This is a genomic window from Sphingobacterium wenxiniae (assembly GCF_900116225.1).
GTDB lineage: Bacteria > Bacteroidota > Bacteroidia > Sphingobacteriales > Sphingobacteriaceae > Sphingobacterium > Sphingobacterium wenxiniae.
On the sequence record NZ_FOZZ01000007.1, the window covers coordinates 32958 to 54917 of the forward strand.

The window sequence follows — 21960 nt, forward strand, 5'->3', positions numbered from 1 at the left end:
TTCGTTAATTAATTGTTCCAAGGAGCGTTACCGGATACGGTAATACCCATACTACGTGCTGTCCCAGCTACCATTTTCATAGCAGCCTCTACAGTAAATGCGTTCAAATCAGGCATTTTATCTTTAGCGATAACCTCAACTTGCTCCCAAGTAATAGAAGCAACTTTTTTACGGTTAGGCTCACCAGATCCACTCTTTAATTTAGCAGCATCTTTTAATTGAACTGCTACAGGAGGGGTTTTGATGATAAAATCAAATGACTTGTCGCTGTAAACTGTAATGACAACAGGCAATACTTGCCCTGGTTTGTCTTGCGTACGAGCGTTGAATTGCTTACAGAAATCCATGATGTTCACACCCTTAGCACCTAATGCAGGTCCTACTGGAGGAGATGGATTTGCAGCACCGCCCTTAACTTGTAATTTTACTAACGCACTGACTTCTTTTGCCATTTTGTTTTGAATTTAATTTGTTAAATGTTTGTTAGTAAGGTGGAAGCATTATAACGTAACATTTTACTTTCGCCAGCTCATTAAGCAATGCCTAACTAACCAAACGAGGTGCAAAGATAACAAGAAGTTTTGAAATACAAAAGGTTAGTAATAAAATATTTTTTTCATCTCCTCTAAACCTATAAGGTTTTAGAAACCTTATAGGTTTACACTATAAACAAAACCGATAACCTATCAAGATTATAAATAAACAAGCAATCACTTTTAGCCTTATCTTTGGTAAACACAGCAAAAGCAATATATTATAAACACATAAAGATCAACACAATGGAGAACAACACCAACGATTTCGGCAAGTGCCCATTCCACAGTGGAGGCGGGAAGGCTTCAAAAGCACAATCAACGCACCTCAGCAGCGACGGAACCCAGAACAGCGACTGGTGGCCAAACCGTTTAAACCTCAACATCCTGCGTCAACACTCCTCTCTAACGGACCCCATGGACGAAGAATTCAACTACGCAGAAGCATTCAAAAGCTTGGATTACGAGGGGCTGAAGAAAGATTTACATGCCTTGATGACAGACTCGCAAGACTGGTGGCCAGCAGATTTTGGTCATTATGGCCCACTATTTATCCGCATGGCATGGCATAGTGCAGGAACTTATCGCATACAAGATGGCCGTGGAGGTGCGGGCAGAGGGCAACAGCGCTTTGCTCCTTTGAACAGCTGGCCGGATAATGTAAGTTTGGACAAAGCAAGACGACTTCTTTGGCCTATCAAACAAAAATATGGCAATAAGATCTCCTGGGCTGACCTCTTGATCCTAACGGGCAATGTAGCGTTAGAATCGATGGGCTTTAAGACATTTGGTTTTGCTGGTGGGCGTGAAGATGTATGGGAAGCGGATCAGGATGTGTATTGGGGTAGAGAAACGACTTGGCTCGGTGGAGACAAACGATATGCCAGGGGTTCTGAGGGCGCACAGGATGATCACGGAGTATTGGTATCCGATGATAATGCTGATGGAAAAATCCACAGCCGCGATTTGGAAAACCCGCTTGCAGCAGTACAGATGGGACTTATCTACGTTAACCCGGAAGGTCCGGATGGCAATCCCGATCCCGTTGCAGCAGCCCATGATATTCGCGACACGTTCAAACGAATGGCGATGAATGATGAGGAAACCCTTGCACTGATAGCTGGGGGGCATACCTTTGGGAAAACCCATGGCGCTGCTTCAGCAGATCATGTCAGCCATGAGCCAGAAGCCGCAGATATGGAAATGCAGGGGCTCGGTTGGGAAAACAGCTATGGCACAGGAAAAGGTGGAGATACCATTACCAGTGGACTCGAAGTAACCTGGACGTCTTCACCAACCCGTTGGACGAACAACTTTCTTTGGAACTTATTCGGTTATGAATGGGAGTTAACTAAAAGTCCGGCTGGCGCACATCAGTGGATACCGAAACACGGCATGGGTGCGAATACCGTGCCTGATGCACATGATCCGAATAAAAAACATGCACCTGCAATGTTAACCACCGACTTGTCTTTACGTTTTGATCCGGCTTATGAAAAAATAGCTAGACGCTTTTTGGAAAACCCAGATCAGTTTGAAGATGCCTTTGCTCGGGCATGGTTCAAATTAACGCACCGTGACCTTGGTCCAAAATCGCGTTATTTAGGCCCAGAAGTTCCCGAAGAAATTCTTATCTGGCAAGACCCTGTTCCGGAAGTTGACCACGAGTTGGTGAACGAAGATGACATCAGTGCGTTGAAATCTCAAATTCTCAATTCCGGTTTGAGCGTAGCAGAACTTGTATCTACCGCCTGGGCTTCTGCTTCTACGTTCCGCGGAGGCGATAAACGAGGTGGTGCCAATGGTGCACGTATTCGATTAGCCCCACAGAAAGACTGGGAAGTTAACAACCCTGCACAGTTAGCCAAAGTATTGGAGGTATTGGAAAGTATCCAAGCAGAGTTTAATAATACGCACAGTGGAAAAAAAGTATCCTTGGCCGATCTAATCGTTTTGGGAGGAAACGCAGCTGTTGAAAAAGCAGCGAAAGCTGCCGGTGTAAACATCACCGTACCATTTTCCGCAGGAAGAACAGATGCGACACAGGAGCAAACCGATGTGGAATCGTTCACTTATTTGGAACCAAAAGCAGATGGTTTCCGAAACTACGTAAAAGCTAAGTACAAAACTCCTACAGAAGCATTCCTGATTGACAGAGCACAATTACTGACACTAACAGCACCGGAAATGACTGTTCTAGTTGGTGGAATGCGCGTGCTGAACACAAATTATGACGGTTCTAATCACGGGGTATTCACTACACGTCCGGAGATATTAAGCAATGATTTCTTTGTCAACCTGCTGGATATGCGTACACAGTGGAAGGCACAATCTGACGAAAAAGAAATATACGAAGGTTACGACCGGAGCAGCAATGACCTGAAATGGACAGCTACACGTGCGGATCTGGTATTTGGGTCTAACGCTGAGCTCAGAGCAATTGCCGAAGTATATGGTAGTGCGGATGCGCAGCAAAAATTCGTAAAAGACTTTGTTGCGACATGGGCGAAAGTTATGGATCTGGATAGGTTCGATCTGAGATAATTCGAGTCGTTGAATATCTTTTGGGTTGTCCTTTTCTGACAATGTCAGAAAAGGACAACCCTTAGATTACTACTTACCCAAAAGCAATCTTACTTGTCCTCCCCAAGCACCAATAACCACGTCCGCAATACCATCATTATTCACATCCCCTATTGCGATCCCCCAACTTCGCTCAACCGTGATAGCTGGAATAACATCCTCTGTGACAAACGTAAAATTTCCCTTTCCATCATTTTGCAACATACGTACCCTATCTGCCTCAAAAGGTGGTATACGAATAGCGCTTAAAATTATATCCAAATCACCATCCCTGTCATAATCAATAACATTCGCTGCATACGTGGAGAAATCGTAGGCCGGAATACGGTTTTCTGTTTCATCGGCGAATTTACCATCGCCTTGATTGATAAACAACCGTCCTCTGGGGTCTCTTTCCCGTTTTCCGGCATTACTTGTCAAGTTAGCAAAAAACAAATCCATCAAACCATCATTGTTGGCATCGAAAGCAATAACTTCCCGCGTATGCAACCCAACTTCTTCTTTCAAAGCACCTTCCCGTTCTTTGAAATTCCCTTTACCATCATTGAAATAAATTCGGCTTGGCGGTGCTTCATTGCCAATAACCATATCCAGATGACCATCCCCATCTAAATCAACTAACTTAACCGATTGTGTTTGATCCAAGTCTTTGGGCAAAGCTTCTTGGGATATATCTACAAAATAACCAGGCTGTGAAAGGTCGTTTAGCCACAGAAAATTAGCAGGCTTTTCACCGGAATTTCCGACCACGATGTCCGGCAAACCATCACCGTTAACATCACCTATATCGAGTCCGTTTGCTTCACTTTTACCTAACAGGCGTTCACTTACATTGTTAAAAGTACCATCGCCATTCCCAAGATAGTATTCGTGGTTCTGGTCATCCTCTGCCACAAAAATCACATCCAATGAAGCATCCCTGTCAAAATCCCCTATGCGCACATGTTCCGTGTCATGATTCTTATCCGCAAACACTCCTTTGACCCAGATAAATTTCCCTGTGCCGTCATTGAGGTAAATTCTGTTGGGTTCTTTTTCCAATGCTAACACCAGATCCAAATAACCATCGCCATTAAAATCAGTCAACGCCACATCTAAGGCGTGACTTTTCGGATCAATGGGGATGTGAGTAGAGGTTACATCCTTGAAATAGGCTGTTTCATCTTTTTGTTCCTGCGCACAGGCGAACAGCGGCAAGCTGCACAGACACACAAAGGTTTTCAATACTTTAGATTTCGAGTTCATCATATTTGAATTTAATAGGATCTACGAAATACCCACAAAATCCTGTCCAAAAACTAAAAATTTCGGTATAATAAAAAACCTCACCCGAATCGGATGAGGTTTTACATTATATTCTCTCATTACGCAGTACCCAATAACTCGGTACTACATAATTACTCTTTTTCGACTTGCATGTAGTTCAATTCAAGCGGTGTCTTTCTTCCGAAGACTTTTACCATAACGGTCAATTTCTTCTTATCCTCATGAACTTCTTCAATTTCACCAGTAAAGCCATTGAAAGGTCCATCGCTCACTTTCACCGTCTCGCCGACATAGTAAGGAACATTCATGCTCTCACCTTGCTCAGCCATCTCATCTACTTTACCTAAGATACGGTTTACCTCAGCTGGGCGTAGAGGAATTGCATTTCCTTCTTTATCACCCAAGAAACCGATAACACTGTTCAGGTTTTTGATAGCGTGTTCAATCTCACCGTCCAAAGCCGCTTCGATCAACACATAGCCTGGATAATAGTTACGCTCTTTAGCTACTTTTTTTCCATCGCGCATTTGGTAATATTTCTCCATCGGTATCAACACCTGAGGTACCAAATGCTGAATGCCCAAGCGACTAACTTCGGCTTCTACATATTGCTTTACCTTCTTCTCTTTTCCACTAACGGCACGAACTACATACCATTTTAACGATTGATCTGCCATAAAATTTAAATGATAATATTAGGAGGTGATCCCGTACAACAACTCTAACAAGTTACTTGAAGCTTTATCCATAACGAAGATAACCAATGCGATGATGATAGAAGCAACAAGTACAACAATCGCTGAGTTTTGCAATTGAGACCAAGTAGGCCAAGTTACTTTTTCAGTAATCTCGACATAAGAGTCTTTAAAAAAATTAAGTACGTTAGCCATTTTAGTTTACCTAAATTATTGTAGCAGGGATACCAGGATTCGAACCCAGACCAACGGTTTTGGAGACCGCTATACTAACCATTATACTATATCCCTTGGTTTTTTGATGATGCAAATATAGCGTTTCAACGCTATAGGAGCAAATATTATTCACCTTTTTTTCTACTTTATTTCATGTAAAACAAGTAGAAAAAAACAAGCTAATCAGCATCAGCCAATTAGCTTGTTTTATATTTAGAATAATCTAAAAAGATTACGCTAAGATTTCAGTTACCTGACCAGCACCTACTGTACGACCACCTTCACGGATAGCGAAACGTAGACCTTTTTCCATTGCGATAGCATTGATCAACTTAACAGTGATTGTAACGTTATCACCTGGCATAACCATCTCAGTACCTTCTGGTAAAGAAATTTCACCTGTTACGTCAGTTGTACGGAAATAGAACTGAGGACGGTATTTGTTGAAGAATGGCGTGTGACGACCACCTTCTGCTTTTGACAATACGTAAACCTCAGCTTTGAAATCTGTGTGAGGAGTTACTGAACCTGGTTTACAGATAACCATACCACGTTTGATATCAGTTTTCTCAATACCACGTAACAATAGACCTACGTTATCACCAGCTTCACCGTAATCCAAAATTTTACGGAACATCTCAACACCTGTTACAGTAGATTTCAAGTTCTCAGCACCCATACCAAGGATTTCAACTGGATCACCAGAGTTGATTACACCTCTTTCGATACGACCTGTAGCAACAGTACCACGACCAGTGATTGAGAATACGTCCTCGATAGGCATCAAGAAAGGAAGATCAGTCAAACGTGGAGGGATTGGAATGTAGTTATCTACAGCGTCCATCAATTCCATGATTTTCTCAACCCACTCAGGCTCACCGTTCAATGCACCTAATGCAGATCCTTTGATCACAGGGATATCATCACCTGGGAATTCGTAGAATGATAATAATTCACGAACTTCCATTTCAACTAAGTCTAACAACTCAGGGTCATCAACTAAGTCAGTTTTGTTCATGAAAACTACTAACGCAGGAACACCTACCTGACGAGCCAAAAGGATGTGCTCACGAGTTTGAGGCATAGGACCATCAGTCGCAGCAACTACGATGATAGCACCGTCCATCTGAGCAGCACCAGTTACCATGTTTTTCACGTAGTCAGCGTGACCTGGACAGTCAACGTGTGCATAGTGACGGTTAGCTGTAGAATATTCTACGTGTGCAGTATTGATTGTGATACCACGCTCTTTTTCTTCAGGAGCAGAGTCAATTGAATCAAATGAACGAGCTTCTGACAAACCTTTATCAGCTAATACTTTAGTGATAGCAGCTGTCGTAGTTGTTTTACCGTGGTCAACGTGACCGATAGTACCAATGTTTAAGTGCGGTTTACTACGGTCAAATTTCTCTTTTGCCATGTTTATGCGAATTAGTAATTATAAAATATTTCTTAATTAAATCTTGTACTTTACAAAAGTAATAAACTTTGTGTATTTTTCCGAGCCAAAGATGGGATTTGAACCCACGACCTCTTCCTTACCAAGGAAGTGCTCTACCCCTGAGCTACTTCGGCTTATCAAAAGCTTATTTACAGATTATTGCCTCTACCTTATAAGACGTTTTATCAAAAAGACAGAGACTCAAATCAAACATTAAAATGGAGCGGAAGACGGGTCTCGAACCCGCAACCTATAGCTTGGAAGGCTATCGCTCTACCAATTGAGCTACTTCCGCTTAAGTCCAAAATCCCATCTGTAAAAGATGAGATTTCGAACCACCTTGGAGTGGAGGGAGAAGGATTCGAACCTTCGAAGCCGAAGCAACGGATTTACAGTCCGTCCCATTTGACCGCTCTGGAACCCCTCCAGACCTGCGATTAAAATCGCATTAGAGCCTCCTATCGGGATCGAACCAATGACCTACTGATTACAAGTCAGTTGCTCTACCAGCTGAGCTAAGGAGGCAATATGATAAAGTTTTAAAAACTCTCTGAAAGAACTTCTACCCTTTCAGATAGCGAGTGCAAAAATCTAATTTAATTTTGATATTTGCAAGCTTTTTAAAAACTTTTTTATCGTGTTAAAGAACTTCTTTTTTTCAGAAACAACACCCTGTTTGTTTTTGATGATGCAAAGATAGCGACTCCATCGAAACTACAAAAATATTTCAGAAAAAAAACACAGCATTTTCATCATATACTTGATATGCAACGAAATAATTTACATCTTGCGCCACATTTTTCCAAAGGCAACAGATTAAAGCAACACATGAAAGCACAGTACAGCATTATATCCTTCCTCCTATCTGCATTATTTATCACATCCATCAGCCCAACTCAAGCTCAGGAACAGCATCCCAACTTTATTAAGAAAACGATAAAAAAGCTATTCTCCTCAGAAACGGATTCCTCCCGCGGAAACAGCTTTATTGTTCTTCCGGCAGTAGGATACGCACAGGAAACCGGCCTCGAATATGGCGTGGCCAGCACCTATAATTTCTATATGGACAAAGCGGATCTAAACAGCCGCACTTCCAATATCACGCTTATTGGGACATTGACCACCAAACAGCAGAAGAATATCAAATTGCTGACCGACATCTGGACCAAAAACAATGATTATCACATCCTTTCCGAATTGCGCTACCGAGATTGGCCATTTAATTTTTATGGCATAGGCAACGACACCTGGAAGGCTGACGAGGATTTTCTGGAACAAAAATTAGTCAGAGCCAAAATCGATGTAGAGCGTAGACTGGCACCTAATTTTTATGCCGGAGCGAATGTCAACTTTGAATACTTCAAATTTGAAGATCGGGAGGCTGGTGGTGTTTTTGACCACCCTTCGGTTCTTGGAAAAACCGGCGGACAATATGTCGCTTTAGGTATTTCCAGTTTATACGACAGCCGAAACTCGACAACCTATACAACAAAAGGGATATATGCCCGCTTAAAATATGCCTATGCACCTGATTTTTGGGGAGGCGAACATTTTACAGGTAGCCAAACAGAGGCCGATTTACGTCTGTTCCATGCCGTATCAGCTAAGGTTACCCTTGCAGGGCAATTGCTCTACCGGGGCACTTATGGTAAAAATACACCGTTCTATGTATACCGTGACTTAGGTGGAGATATGAGCATGCGCGGTTATTACCTAGGTCGATACAAAGACAAAAATTACGCAGCTTTTCAGGCTGAGGCACGCTATCGTTTTATGCCGCGTTTTGGCATCGTGGGCTTTGCAGGTACAGGTAGCACCTTCTCTCCTTCCCACGATCTTCGCCTTGCACCGAGTTACGGAGCGGGCATACGTTACTTCTTCAGCTTGGAACACAGCAGCACCATTCGCTTCGACTATGCTTTTGGTGAAAAACGTCCCGGCGAACAACGACAATCCGGCTTTTATTTAAGTATCAGTGAGGCTTTTTAATCCTTGAGTATCCAGTGTTGAAATTCGTATGGATAAGTTGTGACTACCCCGGAGGCGACAGTGCCTCACCCCTGACGAAGGAAGTTACCCAAAGGAGGTGTCTAAAAAGGCAATAAATTGTCATGTTGAGCTTGTCGAAACACACAATTTATTGCTAAAAAGTACTGTTTATCCTTCGACAGGCTCAGGATGACAGCAAAAAGAAGATTTTTTAGACGCCTCCTATTTTTCCAAATCACCTCCCTATGCTGTCCTTAGACTTCCGAAGGGCGTCTAAGGACTTTGCTATGAACAGGTAGTCTCTCTCTAGACTACCCTTGATTTATCCCATCCGTAGTCCGCTTCGCTCAACACCACAGATAGCAGGGTAACACCCAATTCCATATATAGATTGCCTCCTACTTTTTTATATATCAATAGGGTTTTTATAGGGAGTTTACAGAGGGTTTATAGGGGGTTAGTAGGGGTATATCCCTATTAATCCCCTATAAATACCATATTATTATCGTATAAATCCTATTATATAGGTTAATTGATGGTCAAGATGTCTTGACATTGGTATAAAATAAAGGGAAATAAAACACCGAGTGTCGTAACCTGCAAGTATCTTTACCGGCAATGCGAGAATGCAAAGCACAAGTTACTTTGGGGCTGATTTGTTACGAAGATTTAACTGGATTTTTGATAAGGATAGAAAAATAGCTTATATCCAAAAAAGCAAATATTTCGATGAGCCGTATTATATCGTTAAATAAACTGCTGTTTAACGTCTCCAGAAAGGATAACGGAGCACAAAATTTTCTTTCCGTTGTCCTTCTCGATAGAGCAACAAACCGAAATGAAAAAGATTGATAGAAACAGTCACCTCTTCGGCTTTAATCAACTCTTCCCACTTTTTCTTTGTTGCTGAAGTTTTAAAAGGTTCATGCACCACCAATATTTTCCCATCACGGACGGCGGAAAGAAGCTCTACCGTATCCAATGCTTGCAGATCCACCCATAAGGCTTTTGCTGTATTTTCGGGTGGGAGTTCACTTAATCGATCGACATTTAAATACGCCAATATATCGGATAACAACTGCCGGTAAGAAGGGTTGTAATCTCGTGGCCAATTAACTTTTGCAGGTTGTGCAAGGGAGTTTTGGTAAATCACATTACTCGCCAAACCGTAAACAAATGGCGAATGGGTGCCATGACGACTGTTCGAAACAAAGAAATGCTTAATTAAATCCCAATAATACCGCATAGGGCAAAAGTAAAGATTTTTAATTATTGCGGAACTGCAGGGTGAAAACACTGCCTCTCCCCTCTTCACTATCGACGAAAATCGTTCCACCGTGCAGCAACATAATCTGCTTACTTAGGGTCAAGCCTACACCTGTACCGGATTTCCTTGTCGTGAAGAATGGGGTGAAAATCTGCTCCTGTATTTCCGTAGACATTCCTTTACCATTGTCGGTTATCTGAATCTGGATAACTTCTTCACGCTTTATGCCACTGATACTGATATAGGATTCCTGCTGTCCCTGTACGGCTTCAATAGCGTTCAGCAACAGGTTTATCAACACCTGTTCTATTAAATTTCGATCTGCACTCAATAGCAACCTCGTATCTTTGAGAATAATATCCACATCGATTCCTTTCTGCAACATAGTGGGTTCCAGAAGCTGGTAAATCCCTTCGAAAAGATCTACCATCAGGATTTCTTTGAAATCCGGCTGATCCACCTTGTTAATCATCCGGTAGCTCTTGGCAAATTGTAGCAATCCCTCGCTTCGCCTCTTAATGGTGTACATCCCCAACTTGAGATCGTCTATTCCCTCTTCAATATCGCCCTGTTCCAGTCGGGTATGCAATGTTTCCGCCAACGAACTAATCGGCGCTATAGAGTTCATAATCTCATGGGTAAGCACGCGAAGGAGCTTTTGCCATGCGCGGGTTTCCGTTTCATCAAGCGCTTCATTGATATTCTGGTACACCACGATGCGGAATGACCCTTCTTCGGTTTCAAAGCCTGTACTTTGCATCAAGAGTTTAATCTTCCCTTTACTGGAATGGGCTGCCTCAACCTGTTGTTTTCCCGCTTTTAGCAACATCGTTTTCTCAAAAAGATCGGGATGTCGTTTTGCCAGACCTTTAATATTACCCAAGTGCGGAACTTGAAAAAGTTGCTTAAACGCATCATTCACCCAGATGACTTTCCCTGTATCCCCTTCATAAAAGATGATACCTGAATCCAGCATATTGATAACCTTTTGCAGATACTGTTGCTGGATTTCCATATCAATGCTGATATTCTTGTATACCTGGTTGATGTTGTTGAACGCTGTATACAGCTGTCCTTCTGTAGATAGTGGTTTCTTCACCACAAAACGCCGAGTAAAATCCCGGTACTTCACCGCTTCGGCAAATTCGAGCATTTGTTGCAACAGAAAACGGTGCTGGGCATGAAAACGAAAAGCAAAATAAAGCACGACCAAGAACAGCACAACAGCATAGGTATATTGCTTGTGGAAGTATAGGTAAGCGACAGCTACTGCCCCTGCCATCAAAAGCACGAGCTTAAAAAAATCACGTACAGTCTGCCATCTCATCCTTTAGATATTGTATTTATCCAGACGTCTGTACAATGCCGCCCGTGTTAATCCAAGTTCTTTCGCTGCTTTGCTGATATTGCCATTATATCGTTCTATTGCCGCACGGATGGCTTTCTGTTCCATCTCTTCGAGATTGTGGCTGTTAAATTCCGGATTTTCGACAGGTCCTACATAGGTTTCCTGTTCGATAGGCGAAAATAACACGTCCAATGCACGGATATACTGTTGATCCGACATAATGACCGCTCGTTCGATACTGTATTGTAGCTCACGCACATTCCCAGGATAGTGGTAAGTCCGTAATTTACGGAGTGCATCATCTTCAAACCCAAAAATATTTTTATGGTATTTTTTGCTGTAAAAATCCAGAAAATGGTTTGCCAACAGAACGACATCCTCACCCCGTTGTCGCAAAGGTGGCACTTGGATTTCTACCGTATTGATACGGTATATTAAATCTTTTCGGAAACGATTTTCATCAGAAAGTGTTTTAAGCGCTACGTTCGTTGCGCTCAACAACCGTATATCAATCGGAATGGGATGTACGGAACCTAATGGTATAACATGTCGGTTTTGCAATACACTCAACAGTTTCGCTTGTTGCTGCAAGCTGATATTTCCGATTTCATCCAAAAACAATGTTCCCCCTTGGGCAGTTTCAAACCGACCTTTCCTATCCTCCCGCGCATCAGTAAATGCCCCTTTTTTATAGCCAAAAAGCTCACTTTCAAAAAGTGTTTCTGTGAGCGAGCCCACATCCACCTTAACATAAGGGTGTTTGTTCCGCAGAGACCGCTGATGGATTTCCTGCGCAATAAGATCTTTACCCGTGCCATTTTCTCCCAATATCAGAATGTTCGCCTCTGTCGGCGCAACTTTATCCATCTTGTATTGCAGATCCTCCATAATAGCCGATCGCCCTATCAGATTCACGTCTGTACCGGTACGCAAGCTGGATGTTTTGGCAACCTTAGCGGGTTGTTTTTCATGGAATGCCGCTTCCAAGGTTTGCAGCAGCTGTTCGTTCTGCCAAGGCTTGACAATAAAATCTGCCGCACCTTGCTTCAAGGACTTCACTGCCAAATCCACCGCTCCATAGGCTGTAATCATGACGACCTGGATAGCAGGATAGCTCTCCTTTATCTTGGAGAGCCAATAGAGTCCTTCATTTCCAGTATGAATAGCACTTTTAAAATTCATATCCAGCAACACCATATCCACTGCTTTGCTCTCCAAAATACGCAAAAGCTTTTCGGGATTCGACTCAACCAATACTTCGTGCACTTTGGGGCGTAACAAGATACGCGCCGCAGTCAACAAGTCCTGATCATCGTCTACTACTAATATGGTTGCTTTCTTCATGGTCGCACTAAGATATTACATTTTTTTCACTACCTCAATAAGAACTTGTCAATGGATGCTTGACAGATCTTTGCAAGCCCTCGTTGTCGTCATTGTGAGAAGGCGCCACGACCGCGAAGCAGCTCCTAAGGAACTATCTCGATCAGGGCTGAGGTGGTGGATGTGGGGCTGATAAAAACCAATCTGCTTTTTTGGAAAACGGTTTTTTGTCGTGTACCTCTTGTCAACACCGGGATATTACCAGCCCAGATTTCCTGCATAATAATCGTTGATATACTTCTGTAACAACCATTCGTATTCCTTGACAACCAACTGGCTACGAGCATTGTCATATCTAGTTTTGGCATTTAAAAAAATGTAAGAGTTGCTATTTCCGTTTTCGAAATGCACCGTAGCGATGCGAAAGGATTCTTCGAAAGCTTCAACTTGTGTTTGCAAATTATTAATATTTCCCCGCAATGCAGTAAGGTTAAAAATCACATTGGCAGTTTCCTGACGTAGCGTATTTAACTGAACTTCGCGGCTATAAATGGCATCCTGCATGTTCAACCGCATCTGTTTGACCTGCGTACGGTTACGCATCCTATTAAAAAGCGGCACCTGCAAATTGAGCGAAAGAGTTTTTCCGATATTGTTCTGCATCTGACTGAAATAAGAAGCACTGTTGGAACTAGAATAGTTCGTGTTGAAACCACCGTTAAGCGATAGGCTGGGCCATAGATTTGATTGCGCAACTTTTATACTTTCCTTAGCTTCCTTGATACGCCAATCCAAAGCTTTTATATTGGGAACGGATTGCTGTGCTTGTGCGAATAAAGATTCCGCATCTATATATTCCATCAACAGGTCTGTTGTCGATACGGCTTCGATGCCCGGAAGGTCTTCGACAGCAATATTGAGCAGTGAAGCCAATCTCGAGCGGCTGATGTTATGGCTTTGCTGATTGTTCTCAATAGCATTCTGCTCCATGCTGAATTGGCCTTTTAGGTCATAATAATCTCCCGGCGAATACGCTCCCTCTTTTTGCATCACTTCTGCTCTCCGCATTTGCTCTTTTGTTACTTCCAATTGCGCAATAGATTGATTAAGTATATCCTCTGCCATCAATACGCCCAGATAGGCTTCTATTACATCAAGCTTCAACTCGTTGACACTACCCTCATACTCCAATTTCCCGGCTTCTTTGGCATTGGCTTTCATACGGATATCGTGTAGGATACCGAAACCTGTGAATATCGGCAATGATGCGTTTATACCTTGCGAACCATAAGCCGAATTGACGTCTACATATTGGTTGATACTTTGGTCTAAGGTTCTTCCCTGACTCCAACTATGCCCCGCACTCGCATTCAACGATGGTAAACGTTCGTATTTTGCCTGTTGTAAGTTTAGTTTATCTCGGGACAATTGCAACTCACTTCGTAGCAAAGTCGGGTTATTCCGCACTGCCAGTTCCATGCAGTCAGTCAGGGACAGACTTTTTTCCTGCCCCCTCCCACTGCTTACTAAACAACAAACAATATAAAACAATATCAGGTATCTCATGATTTTCTTTTACCTTTTTCTACCACAGGTTGTGCCAAACCAACAAACAGCTAAACATCAACAAATTAGATAAAACAAAGCTTAGAAAAACTGTCCGATATCGGACAGATAGGTGTTCGTTGACGGACATCAAGGAGTGAAAAGCTCTTATACCATCGTTGCAAATGAGGACTTAAATAAAGACTTTCTTTGTATAGACGTCAAGTTATAGCTTTTTGTCATAGCTCTCACTCTTAGACCAATTAGTTTCCCTTATCTCGTCCTCGTTTAAGCGTAGCGATAACGAGGATGCACTATGACATTTGTTTGCAAAAAATCATTGTACGAAACCTATTTTTTGCATTACAAATGCAATGAACTAAAAATCCATTCTTCATACTCTTTGCAAACGAGTACGAGTTGGTGATAGGACCCTCTATCACTCTCAACGGAGTCGAAGAGCGACAGGGATACGATCTCCTGTTCGCTTACGAACAAAAAACTGTCCGATTTCGAACACCCACATATTCAAATCCCCAACACAACAACTGATTATCAATAGATTACAAAAGTGGCACAACATTATAGGCAACTTTAGGCAAAGAACGATCATACAGTCCTTTTTTAACCGAACTTTAGCGAGCTCATCTTTAGATAATTTTGACTTATTAATTTTTACTTCATTTAATGGACAGACCGATACAACAGAAGAAATGGAATACCAAACGCATCTTAACAATAGCAGGCGTTGTCGGTATCGTTGGACTTATAGGCGCAAGCTACTACTTTACCAGTGGCAATAGCCGCTTAAATGTAGAGGCTGAGCGCATCAGCATCGTGGAAGTCAAAGAAGGCACATTTCAGGAGTTTATTCCTATCAACGGAACGGTATTGCCAATCAGCAGCATTTATTTGGATGCTTCGGTAGGTGGACGTGTAGAAGAGAAATATGTAGAGGACGGTGCAATTCTGAGAAAAGGCGACCCGATTATGCGTTTATCAAATACAGACTTGGAACTAAGTCTCGTCAATCAAGAAACACAAGTTCTCAACTTATTGACACAAGCACAAATCGCACAGACCAATGCCCAACAGGTTACCATATCCAACCGCAATCAAATGGCAGACGTGGAACAGGGCTTGAAAGAAGCCCAGCGTATTTATAACCTCAATAAAAAGCTATACGAAGAAAAGGCCATAGGTTCTCAAGACTATCAAAAATCGCTGAACGAGTACAACTATCAAAAGCAGCGAGTAGAATTGACCCAGCAGATCTTACAGCAGGATGAAGTCTCGAACAACCAGAAGGCTACACAAGATAGGAAAACATACGAGCGAACCCAAAGTGCCCTGGAACTTATGCGTCAAAAAGTAGGCGATCTTATTGTCCGTAGCCCTGTTGATGGACAACTAACCTCATTTGATGCCGAAATAGGGCAAAGCAAAAATGCAGGCGAACGTCTTGGACAGATTGATGTATTAACCGGTTTCAAAGTACGTGCTGAAATTGATGAACACTATATCAACCGCATTTTTACCGATCAAGTAGGCGAGTTTACACTGAGCGGAAAAGTCTATAAGCTGAAAATCAAAAAAGTATACACACAGGTAACTAATGGCCGTTTCCAAGTAGATATGGAGTTTGAAGGTGAAGCACCTTCGAGCGTGCGTCGTGGACAGACCTTACAAATCCGATTGGCATTGAGCGATGAGACTAAAGCTTTATTGCTTGCTAAAGGTGGATTCTACCAACAGACAGGCGGCAACTGGATTTTCAAACTGGATAAAGATGGAAAAACGGCATATCGGGCGGATATACAACTTGGTCGCCAAAACCCGGAATATTACGAAGTCATTGGTGGCTTACAGCCAGGCGATAAAGTAATCGTATCCAGCTATGAGACTTACGATAAAATACAGGAGTTAAATGTGAAATAGTATTGAGTAGTACGTATAGCGTATTGAGAAGGTTAGATAATCTTATAACTATGTGGAACCGATCCGCCAGTTGGCGGATCATCGAAGATAATCATATTAAATCAGTGCAATCATATAAACATGATAAAAAACTTTTTAAAAACAGCCTTTCGTAACCTTTGGAAAACCAAAGGTTACAGCTTCTTGAATATCTTCGGTCTGGCCGTAGGTATTGCAGCTGCTTCATTGATTTTTCTATGGGTAGAAAATGAGGTTACCCGAAATGACCACTTCCCTCACAAAAAGGATATATACAGTGTAAAGTCCAAACAACAATACGATGATGTAACCTATGTATTTGAAGCAACACAAGGCCCTTTAGCGGCAGCGATAAAAGCAGAAATCCCAGGCATCAAGCATGCTGTCCGTATGGCAAACGGTAGCAATCTTTTTTCAGTGGAAGACAAGAACCTTTACCAAGGAGGGCTGTATGCAGATCCAGAGATATTGGACGTGTTATCCAGTACTTTTTTAGAAGGCAACGCTCATACTGCGCTGTCCGAGCTTAACAATATTGTATTGACTGAAAAAAGCGCCAAACGTGTATTTGGTAATATTCCAGCATTGGGAAAAACCATACGGGTGAACAACGAAGAGGACTATGTTGTGTCAGGTGTTGTAAAGAATTTTCCGAAGAATAGCAGTTTTCAGTTTGATTGGTTAATACCCTTCAAAAAGTATGAAGCTGGTCAGGAATGGTTACAGAGCTTTAGCAATAATGGTATTCAAACTTTGGTACAATTGGAACCAAATATAGATGTATCACAAGTCAACGAACCATTATTGGAATTTGTAGAACGCAAAACCGATGGTCAAGTAACATTTTCCAAAAACTTCCTTTACCCGATGGAGCGCTGGAACATGTACAACAGTTTCGACAAGAATGGCAATGAGCAAGAAGGTTTTATAAAGTATATTCGCTTGTTCAGTATTATCGCTTGGGTGGTATTGTTGATAGCTTGCATTAATTTTATGAATTTAGCAACAGCCCGATCGGAGAAAAGAGCAAAAGAAGTAGGGATGCGCAAAGTCGTCGGAGCAAGCCGTAGAACGCTTGTACTTCAATTCTTGGGTGAATCTTTGATGTATGCTTTTTTATCAGCACTATTTGCCATAGGTTTGATGCATTTATCTATTGGCCCATTCAATAGCCTACTGGGGAAAGAGCTAACAATCGATGTATTTAAACCATCACATCTTGTTTTCCTTATCGGAATTATCCTAACCTGTGGATTGTTAGCCGGCAGTTATCCAGCATTCTACCTATCCTCTTTTAATCCGCTAAAAACCCTGAAAGGCGCAAAACAAAAAGCGGGTGCTGCTGGGTTCATCCGTCGCGGATTGGTTATCCTACAATATACGGCTTCCGTTGTACTGATTATCTGTACTACCATTATCTATCAACAGATACAGCATGCGAAGAACAGAGATTTAGGTTTTGAGCATAGTCAAGTAATTACTACTTGGGTACAAGGGAGCATGGGACAACATATAAATGTCATCAAAGAGCAACTGAAAGCTACCGGAAATATCGAAGAAGTTGGCATATCGGATATGAATGTGCTTAACATACATAACAACAGCAGTAATTTTGAGTGGGAAGGCAAAGATCCGAACGCGAATATACTTATTGGACGTCTCAGAACTGACCCGGGCTTGATACCAAGCTTAGGTATGAAAATGCATGATGGCCGCAATTTCCATCCCCAATATGTTGGAGACAGCACTTCTTTAATTATCAACGAAACATTTGCAAAAATGATAAAACCTGATGGCATGGTTGCCGGACAGATTTTGCGTGTATCGGGAGAACCTTATACGATTAGAGGTGTAGTGAAAGATTTTGTTTATAATAATGTCTATGCAGACCCCGATCCTGTTGTCTTCATTCCTTATGCCTCACCAAGCAGCGGAATAATGAACATTAAGACGAAGGCAGGTGCTGATCTGCCGAAAACAATCTCACAAATCGAAGAGATCATCAAATCGAACAATCCGGGTTATCCATTTGACTATCGCTTCCTTGATGAATCTTTTAACAATAAATTTTACTCTGAAATGCTGATACAGAAGCTGGCAGCCGTATTTGCCATACTTTCCATCATCATTTCCTGTTTGGGGTTATTCGGTCTTGCTTCTTATTCTGCCGAACAACGTTCCAAAGAGATTGGCATACGCAAAGTATTGGGCGCATCAGTCGGTCGTTTGATAGGCATGCTCAATAAAGAGTTTGTTGTATTAGTGGGAATATCTTGTCTTATTGCCTTCCCTTTAGCTTGGTGGTTTATGCACGATTGGCTCAGTTCCTACAACTACCGAATAGAAATAGGTTGGATGGTATTTGCTTTGGCAGCCTTGGTAGCTGTTTCGATAGCGATATTGACTATCAGCTCACAGGCCTTGCGTGCAGCAACCGCAAACCCAACGAGAACTTTAAGAGATGAATAAATAAGTAGGCAGCGGACAGAGACAACTGGACACGAAGTAATCAAAGAAATTTAACAAACTATACAAAAATCGCAATACGCATATCGCTATTCGCAATACTAAAAAAGATATGATAAAAATAACAAACCTACAGAAATATTACCGCACCGAAGAGGTGGAAACGGTAGCGTTGAACAACGTGAACATCCACGTAAAAGAAGGCGAATTCGTTGCTGTGATGGGTCCTTCTGGCTGTGGCAAGTCTACCTTGCTTAATATCGTTGGCCTCTTGGACGATTTGGATGAAGGCAGCTATCTTTTCAATGGCACAGAAGTGGCTAAATTTAAAGAGGGCAACCGCTCTAATCTGCGCAAACACAATATCGGCTTCGTGTTCCAAAGCTTCAACCTAATCGATGAGCTTACCGTGTTTGAAAACGTGGAACTCCCATTGGTATACACCAATGTCCCTGCTGCTGAGCGTAAGCGCCGTGTCGAAGAAGTCTTGGAGAAAGTACAGATCATGCATCGTCGCAATCACTTTCCACAACAGCTATCCGGTGGTCAGCAACAGCGTGTCGCTGTAGCACGTGCAGTGGTCAACAATCCAAAGCTGATCCTTGCCGATGAGCCTACAGGTAACCTGGATTCCAGCAATGGTAACGAGGTGATGCACCTATTGACCGAACTCAACGAGGCTGGCACAACCATCGTTATGGTAACGCACAGTGAACACGATGCAAAATTCGCTGACCGCGTAATCCGTATGCTGGATGGGCAGGTCATTATGGAAACGTCGACGGTCTGAGAGAACGAAGAGCATAGACGCTAACATGGTTCGTCGATTAGTCGGTTAAACAACCAAATACCGAACGATTAGAAACTTAAACATTATGCTAAGAAAATTAAAAAAAGTGTTTCGGGCGCTGATGAAGAAAAAATTCTACACGGCTATCCATATCCTGGGCCTATCTATTAGCCTTGCAGCGTCCATATTAATCATACTGTGGGTGCAAGATGAACGCAGCTTTGATAAGTTCCATCCTGATTATGAACGTATTTACAAAGTAAACTCCCATTTGGACCCGAAAAATAATGGTTCGATATGGGGGACCTCCCCCGGCCCCGTCGTGAACTATGCACATACCTCTCGCGATGTCGAATTTGCGACACGCTTTTCTGAAGATTGGAATGTAACCTTGGTCAATGATGAAAAAAAACACAAAGTAACTGGTTTGAAGGTCGGTTATGGGGATAGTACTTTTTTTGATATATTCCATTTTCCACTACGTGCAGGTTCGCTCACCGGTTTTCAGACGAATTATACCCATACACTTATCACCGAATCAACAGCAGAAAAGCTCTTTGGAAGTCAAGACGTTATTGGAAAGACCTTTCGCTGGGACGACGACCTGTTCTTCGTCTCCGGTATTTTAGAGGATGTACCCCACAACTCTTCTTTGCAATTTGATATAATGATTCCACTAGGCTACCTCGCTAAGATTTTCGGGGGAAATGGCAAATGGAAGACTATTGATGAAGATTTGGGCAGCTACCGCTTTGCCACTTACATCAAAGCAAAACCCAACAGCAGTCCTGATGCGATAAGCAAAGTTATATCAGATGCTTTCTCCAAAGCGAGGGATGGCGAAACTTCGACGGTATTCGTGTTAGATCCCATAAAAACAATGCATTTAATTACTCCTGACGGCAACAAATCAAGTCTTCGTACCGTACAGATTTTCAGCATTATCGCGATCTTGTTGTTGGTTATAGGTGCAGTAAATTATGTCAATCTAAGCACTGCCCGAGCGTTGGACCGTGCAAAAGAGGTCGGGATACGCAAAGTAATCGGAGCGAGCAGAACAAAACTGTTTTTTCAGTTCGTCATCGAAACAATAGTCGTCTTCTGCATTTCATTGATTATTGCCTTCGTGCTCATCTTTGCCCTTCAATCCGGTTATAGCCAAATTGCACAGAAGTCACTGAGCTACTCGCTCTATAACAGCTCCATGTGGCTGTACATTGGGTTAGCTATTTTCGGAACATTAAGTCTTTCCAGTATTTATCCAGCCATACAGCTATCTGCTTTCAGACCTATCGAATCCTTAAAAGGAAAGTCACTGAAACAGCTTACGTCAAATTCTATTCGGAAGATACTGGTGGTTTTCCAGTTTACTATATCTATTACCCTTATCGTATGTACGTTGGTTATTAAAAATCAACTCACGTATATCCAGCAAATCAATTTGGGCTATGACAAAGACCACGTGTTGACCCTTGGCCTGCCTGATGAAGCCTATAAACATATCGACGCTATCCGCGATGAGCTCAAGAGCAATAGTGCCATTCAAGGCGTATCTGTTACAGGTGTATGGAACCTGACCGATTATTTTCACTCTACCGGTGATATCGACTGGCCTGGAAAATCCAAGGACAATAAGCTAATCGTATCACAAGCAACCATTGATCAAGACTTTATTCCGTTAATGGATATCCAACTCCTTGAAGGCAAAAACTTCTCAGGCCTACCAGCAGATTCGTCCGGCTATATCATTAATGAAACATTGGCCAAACAAATGGGGTTGACACCGCCTTATGTAGGTGCAAGTATGAGTTTCCACGATATTCCCGGACAAATTATCGGAGTTGTTCAAGACTTTCATTTTAAATCCGTAAAAGAGCAAATAGGTCCGATGGTCTTCTGGACACGTTGGGGAGCTGGTACTTTGTACGTCAAAACGACCACGGATCAAGCACAGCAAGCTATTAAGGCCTTAGAAACGATATACAATCGTTATCCCTCTGATGTTCCTTTCAGTTACACGTTCATCGATGAACAATTCGATAATTTATATAAAACGGAGCAACGGACAGGTCTATTATTCAATATTTTTTCAGGTATTGCGATATTCATTTCCGCATTAGGTCTATTCGCATTGGCCACGCATGAAGCCCAGACACGGGTAAAAGAAATAGGTATCCGAAAAGTACTTGGTGCAAGTGTTTTCGGTGTCGTAAAGTTATTGGGAAAGAACTTTATTGTACTTGTCTGTATAGCCATACTGATTGCTTGCCCCGCTGCCCTATATCTGATGAACCAATGGCTCGGAAACTTTGCCTATAAAACGGATTTGAGCATCTGGACATTTGTTGCGGGTAGTGTAATAGCTATCGGCATAGCGATGATTACCATCAGTTACCAAGCAATACGTGCCGCGCGAGCTAATCCAGTGGATAGTTTAAGGGATGAATAAGTAGTGCGTATTGATATTTGGGACGAAAGAACAAAGGGTAAAGAAATAAAGGAACAAAGAAAACAAACTGATCACTGACAACTGTCCACTGAT

At 42.3% G+C, this 21960-nt stretch carries 15 protein-coding genes and 5 tRNA genes; 6 read left to right on the forward strand and 14 right to left on the reverse strand.

Features of this window, described 5'->3' with window-relative positions; translation table 11 throughout:
* Positions 1-8 precede the first annotated feature (8 nt).
* Complete coding sequence (gene rplK, locus BM375_RS10350; protein WP_093365839.1) at positions 9-452, reverse strand: 50S ribosomal protein L11; 444 nt, start codon at positions 450-452, stop codon at positions 9-11.
* Positions 453-779: 327 nt separating this feature from the next.
* Here rplK and katG point away from each other — a divergent pair, with 327 nt between their 5' ends.
* Entirely contained in the window at positions 780-3077 is a 2298-nt protein-coding gene (gene katG / locus BM375_RS10355) for a catalase/peroxidase HPI (RefSeq protein WP_093365840.1), read from the forward strand.
* A 69-nt stretch (positions 3078-3146) separates the two neighbouring features.
* Here katG and BM375_RS10360 read toward each other — a convergent pair whose 3' ends face one another.
* The 9 genes from BM375_RS10360 to BM375_RS10400 all read right to left on the reverse strand — a co-directional run bounded on the left by BM375_RS10360 (position 3147) and on the right by BM375_RS10400 (position 7259).
* On the reverse strand, positions 3147-4364 hold the full coding sequence (locus BM375_RS10360) for an FG-GAP repeat domain-containing protein (RefSeq protein ID WP_093365842.1): 1218 nt from the start codon (positions 4362-4364) through the stop codon (positions 3147-3149).
* 149 nt (positions 4365-4513) lie between these two features.
* Positions 4514-5059, reverse strand: coding sequence for a transcription termination/antitermination protein NusG (gene nusG, locus BM375_RS10365; protein ID WP_093365843.1), 546 nt, complete (start codon positions 5057-5059; stop codon positions 4514-4516).
* Between the two features lie 18 nt (positions 5060-5077).
* On the reverse strand, positions 5078-5272 hold the full coding sequence (secE, locus tag BM375_RS10370; RefSeq protein WP_093365844.1) for a preprotein translocase subunit SecE: 195 nt from the start codon (positions 5270-5272) through the stop codon (positions 5078-5080).
* A gap of 24 nt (positions 5273-5296) precedes the next feature.
* Positions 5297-5368, reverse strand: a tRNA-Trp gene (locus BM375_RS10375).
* A 157-nt stretch (positions 5369-5525) separates the two neighbouring features.
* The gene (gene tuf, locus BM375_RS10380; protein WP_093365846.1) at positions 5526-6713 is read right to left on the reverse strand and encodes an elongation factor Tu; all 1188 of its coding nucleotides are present in this window, start codon (positions 6711-6713) and stop codon (positions 5526-5528) included.
* Between the two features lie 83 nt (positions 6714-6796).
* Positions 6797-6868: transfer RNA gene (locus tag BM375_RS10385), tRNA-Thr, on the reverse strand.
* A gap of 85 nt (positions 6869-6953) precedes the next feature.
* A tRNA-Gly gene (locus BM375_RS10390) sits at positions 6954-7029 on the reverse strand.
* Between the two features lie 51 nt (positions 7030-7080).
* Positions 7081-7161: transfer RNA gene (locus BM375_RS10395), tRNA-Tyr, on the reverse strand.
* A gap of 25 nt (positions 7162-7186) precedes the next feature.
* A tRNA-Thr gene (locus tag BM375_RS10400) sits at positions 7187-7259 on the reverse strand.
* A 303-nt stretch (positions 7260-7562) separates the two neighbouring features.
* Here BM375_RS10400 and BM375_RS10405 point away from each other — a divergent pair.
* Entirely contained in the window at positions 7563-8723 is a 1161-nt protein-coding gene (locus tag BM375_RS10405; RefSeq protein WP_093366115.1) for a BamA/TamA family outer membrane protein, read from the forward strand.
* A gap of 763 nt (positions 8724-9486) precedes the next feature.
* On the opposite strand, the gene BM375_RS10410 is transcribed toward BM375_RS10405, so the two are convergent.
* From BM375_RS10410 to BM375_RS10425, 4 genes are all read right to left on the reverse strand, one after another.
* Positions 9487-9969 carry a hypothetical protein gene (locus BM375_RS10410; protein WP_093365847.1) on the reverse strand — a complete coding sequence of 161 codons (483 nt, stop codon included), beginning with the start codon at positions 9967-9969 and terminating at the stop codon, positions 9487-9489.
* A 19-nt stretch (positions 9970-9988) separates the two neighbouring features.
* Complete coding sequence (locus BM375_RS10415; RefSeq protein ID WP_093365849.1) at positions 9989-11317, reverse strand: sensor histidine kinase; 1329 nt, start codon at positions 11315-11317, stop codon at positions 9989-9991.
* 3 nt (positions 11318-11320) lie between these two features.
* On the reverse strand, positions 11321-12682 hold the full coding sequence (locus tag BM375_RS10420; protein ID WP_093365850.1) for a sigma-54-dependent transcriptional regulator: 1362 nt from the start codon (positions 12680-12682) through the stop codon (positions 11321-11323).
* A gap of 237 nt (positions 12683-12919) precedes the next feature.
* Positions 12920-14227 (reverse strand): TolC family protein, encoded by a 1308-nt coding sequence (locus tag BM375_RS10425; protein WP_093365852.1) that lies wholly within the window; start codon positions 14225-14227, stop codon positions 12920-12922.
* A gap of 666 nt (positions 14228-14893) precedes the next feature.
* Between BM375_RS10425 and BM375_RS10430 the strand changes: the two genes are divergently transcribed.
* The 4 genes from BM375_RS10430 to BM375_RS10445 all read left to right on the forward strand — a co-directional run bounded on the left by BM375_RS10430 (position 14894) and on the right by BM375_RS10445 (position 21867).
* Positions 14894-16144, forward strand: coding sequence for an efflux RND transporter periplasmic adaptor subunit (locus tag BM375_RS10430; protein ID WP_093365853.1), 1251 nt, complete (start codon positions 14894-14896; stop codon positions 16142-16144).
* Between the two features lie 120 nt (positions 16145-16264).
* On the forward strand, positions 16265-18631 hold the full coding sequence (locus tag BM375_RS10435) for an ABC transporter permease (RefSeq protein ID WP_093365854.1): 2367 nt from the start codon (positions 16265-16267) through the stop codon (positions 18629-18631).
* A gap of 109 nt (positions 18632-18740) precedes the next feature.
* Positions 18741-19418, forward strand: a complete 678-nt coding sequence (locus BM375_RS10440; RefSeq protein WP_093365856.1) for an ABC transporter ATP-binding protein — start codon at positions 18741-18743, stop codon at positions 19416-19418.
* An 85-nt stretch (positions 19419-19503) separates the two neighbouring features.
* Positions 19504-21867 (forward strand): ABC transporter permease, encoded by a 2364-nt coding sequence (locus BM375_RS10445; protein WP_093365857.1) that lies wholly within the window; start codon positions 19504-19506, stop codon positions 21865-21867.
* Positions 21868-21960 lie beyond the last annotated feature (93 nt).